4 protein-coding genes are annotated in these 3,222 nt (G+C 59.6%); 2 read left to right on the top strand and 2 right to left on the bottom strand.

What is annotated here, in order from left to right:
* A partial coding sequence (locus GIW04_RS29245) for an AraC family transcriptional regulator (RefSeq protein WP_236479492.1) occupies nt 1-521 on the top strand: 521 nt, incomplete at its 5' end.
* Here GIW04_RS29245 and GIW04_RS29240 read toward each other — a convergent pair.
* Together GIW04_RS29240 and proP are read right to left on the bottom strand one after the other, a co-directional pair.
* Entirely contained in the window at nt 496-1,002 is a 507-nt protein-coding gene (locus tag GIW04_RS29240; protein WP_020302594.1) for a GAF domain-containing protein, read from the bottom strand. The two genes, GIW04_RS29245 and GIW04_RS29240, sit on opposite strands and share 26 nt — an antisense overlap.
* Nucleotides 1,003-1,055: 53 nt before the next feature.
* A complete protein-coding gene (gene proP / locus GIW04_RS29235) occupies nt 1,056-2,558 on the bottom strand; it encodes a glycine betaine/L-proline transporter ProP (RefSeq protein ID WP_032892100.1) in 1,503 nt (500 codons plus the stop codon).
* A gap of 323 nt (nt 2,559-2,881) precedes the next feature.
* On the opposite strand from proP, the gene GIW04_RS29230 reads away from it, so the two are divergent.
* Nucleotides 2,882-3,222 (top strand): GNAT family N-acetyltransferase (locus GIW04_RS29230; protein ID WP_236479490.1); only part of this gene is annotated, 341 nt, incomplete at its 3' end.

The following is a 3,222-nucleotide window of genomic DNA, read 5'->3' as shown; positions in this document are numbered from 1 at the left end:
CGGTCACCGACGGCATGCTGGCCGCATTCGCGCGCCTGGTGGCGTTGCTGGACGAACCCGAGGCTATCCCGGTACTCGCGCCATTGATCCAGCGCGAGATTCATTACCGGCTATTGAAAAGCGACCAGGCCGGCCGACTGCGCCAGATCTGCTCGGTGGACGGGCAGGGCTACCGGATTGCCAAGGCCATCGATTGGCTGAAGTTGAATTTCGACGTCACCCTGCGTGTGGAAGAGCTGGCAGCGCGGGTGCAAATGAGCGCGGCGACCTTTCACCATCACTTCCGGCAACTGACCGCGATGAGCCCGCTGCAATACCAGAAATGGCTGCGTTTGAATGAAGCGCGTCGGTTGATGTTGAACGAGCACCAGGATGTGTCCAGTGCCGCGTTCAAAGTCGGGTATGAGAGCCCGTCGCAATTCAGCCGTGAGTACAGCCGGCTGTTCGGGGTGCCGCCCAAGCGCGACATGGCAACACTGCGGGGCAGGGCGGGTGTCAGTGATCCGCCGGGGTCAGGTTAGCGTAGAAAATGCAGCCAATCAGCCGTGCGAACAGGCTCAGGGTTTCCGGCAGGTTGGGGTCGTCGAACAGCATGGCCCGTGAGTCCAGCGCACACAGCGCCCCGAACAGGCGGCCATCGGGCAGGAAGATCGGCGCGCCGGCGTAGCTTTCGATGGCGTATTGCTTGACCACCGGGCGTGACGCGAAACGGCCGTTCTGGCTGATCTGGGGAATGAACAGGGTGTGTGGGTTGATGCAGAACTCACTGCACAGGGTGGTTTCGAGGTCGAGTACGTCGTCGACGTTGATGCCCATTTGCAGCGGGTCGTAGGCCGAACACACCACCCATTCCTGGTCGGTGAACTTGGCGATGCCGGCGAATCTCATCCCGGTCAGACGAGTGACCAGCTTGAGGATGTTGGTGGTTGCTTCAATTTCGGCAATGGCGGCGCGCTCGTCTGCGCTGAGTAACCTGTGTGCGGCGGTGACGCTTGAAACCATGCTGAACGCTCCAATGGCGTGGTCGCAGGTCGCGACCACGCACAGTCAGGTTATTAATTGATACGCGGGTGTTGCTGTACCAGGTTTTCACGCTTGGTTTGCAGCGCGGCAATCTCGGCGTCGATGTCTTCGATTTTCTGCTCGATATTGTCGTGATGCTCCTGCAGCAGCTCCTTGGCTTCTTCCATGTCGGAAGCCGCCGGGGCCGCACCGCGCAGGGGCTTGTTGGCGGTTTCCTTCATGGTCAGGCCCGTGATCAGGCCAACCACCGCGAACACCATCAAGTAATAAGCGGGCATGTACAGGTTGTTGGTGCTCTCCACCAGCCAGGCCACCGCAGTGGGCGTGACACCGGCGATCAGTACCGAGACGTTGAAGGCACTGGCCAGGGCGCTGTAGCGCAGGTGGGTGGGGAACATCGCCGGCAAGGTCGAAGCCATCACACCGATAAAGAAGTTCAGCACCACCGCCAGAATCAACAGACCGCCGAAAATCAGGCCGGTCTTGCCGCTGGTGATCAGCATGAAGGCCGGGATCGACAGGAACAGCAGGCCAATGCTGCCGGCGATGATGAACGGCTTGCGGCCGATCTTGTCGCTGACAAAGCCAATGAACGGCTGCACGAACAACATGCCGACCATGATCGCGATGATGATCAGCACGCCGCTGTTTTCGGCGTAGTGCAGGTTGTGGGACAGATAGCTGGGCATGTAGGTGAGCAGCATGTAGTAGGTCACGTTGGTAGCCGCGACGATACCGATGCAGGTCAGCAGGCTGCGCCAGTGCTTGGTGGCGATTTCCTTGAACGAGACTTTAGGGCCGTGGCTCAGGCCTTCGCGGTCACCCTGTTCGAGCTTGTCGACATGCTGTTGAAACGCAGGGGTCTCTTCCAGTGCGTGGCGCAGGTACAGGCCGATGATGCCCAGGGGCAGGGCGAGGAAGAACGGCAAGCGCCAGCCCCAGGCCTCGAATTCTGCTTCACCGAGCACGGTGGAGATCAACACCACGACACCCGCGCCGAGGACGAAACCGGCGATGGAGCCGAAGTCCAGCCAACTGCCAAGGAAGCCGCGCTTGCGGTCCGGGGCGTATTCGGCCACGAAAATCGACGCGCCGGTGTACTCACCGCCCACCGAGAAGCCCTGGGCCATTTTGCACAGCAGCAACAGGATTGGCGCCCAGATACCAATGGAGGCATAGCCGGGGATCAGGCCGATGGCAAAGGTGCTCAAGGACATGATCACGATGGTGGCGGCCAGGACTTTTTGCCGTCCGTACTTGTCGCCCAATGCGCCGAAGAACAGGCCGCCCAGCGGGCGAATCAGGAAGGGGACGGAGAAGGTGGCCAGCGCTGCGATCATCTGCACGCTGGGGGAAGCGTCAGGGAAGAACACCTTGCCCAGCACATAGGCGACAAAGCCATAGACGCCAAAGTCGAACCATTCCATGGCATTGCCAAGTGCGGCGGCGGTGATCGCCTTGCGCATCTTGTTGTCGTCGACAATGGTGATGTCTTTCAATCCGATGGGTTTGACGCGTTTTTTACGTAGTTTCATGCGGGCCACTCAAAAGCTGAACAGGGGAGGTGCCATCGCTACGATGGCACCGCTCTGTCAGTTCAGATACAAGTGGACACGAAATAATTCACCGCTTTGTGTATTTTTTCTCGCATGGGATGAAACCTTCGGTTTTCGAGGCCTATGCATAACTAGCGGCAAAACAGATCAAATGTGGGAGTTGTCGAGCCCCGGCGAGGCTACGAAGGCGGCGGTACTGTTGGCATTTATGTTGCCTGAACTATCGCCATCGCGGCCTCGCTAAAGCTCGAGCGCTCCCACAGGGGGTTGTCATTGTTAGATAGAACAGGGAAGTCAGTCATATGCCCAGCAGCCACTCGCGGCTCACCTACCGCCAACCACGGCACGCAGACGTTCAGCGATTGTTCGCGATCTTCGGTGATGCACAGACCAATTTGTTCAATCCTGCCGGCCCGCTGCCCAACCTGGATGCGGCACAACGGCTATTGGATCACTGGCTGGAGCAATGGGCATCCCAGGGTTACGGCTGGTGGGCAATTACCCGGAAAGAGAGCCCCGAACACATCATCGGATTTGGCGGCATTGCGCCACTTAACTACCTGACGCAGCGGCGCATCAACCTTGGTTATCGCCTGGCCGTCGAGGCCTGGGGGCAGGGGTATGCCACTGAGCTGGGGCGGGA

Origin of the sequence: Pseudomonas sp. PA-4-8C (assembly GCF_021606625.1) — a bacterium.
GTDB lineage: Bacteria > Pseudomonadota > Gammaproteobacteria > Pseudomonadales > Pseudomonadaceae > Aquipseudomonas > Aquipseudomonas lactis.
The sequence above is the reverse complement of the archived record's forward strand: the minus strand, read 5'-3'. Positions and strand labels throughout refer to the sequence as shown.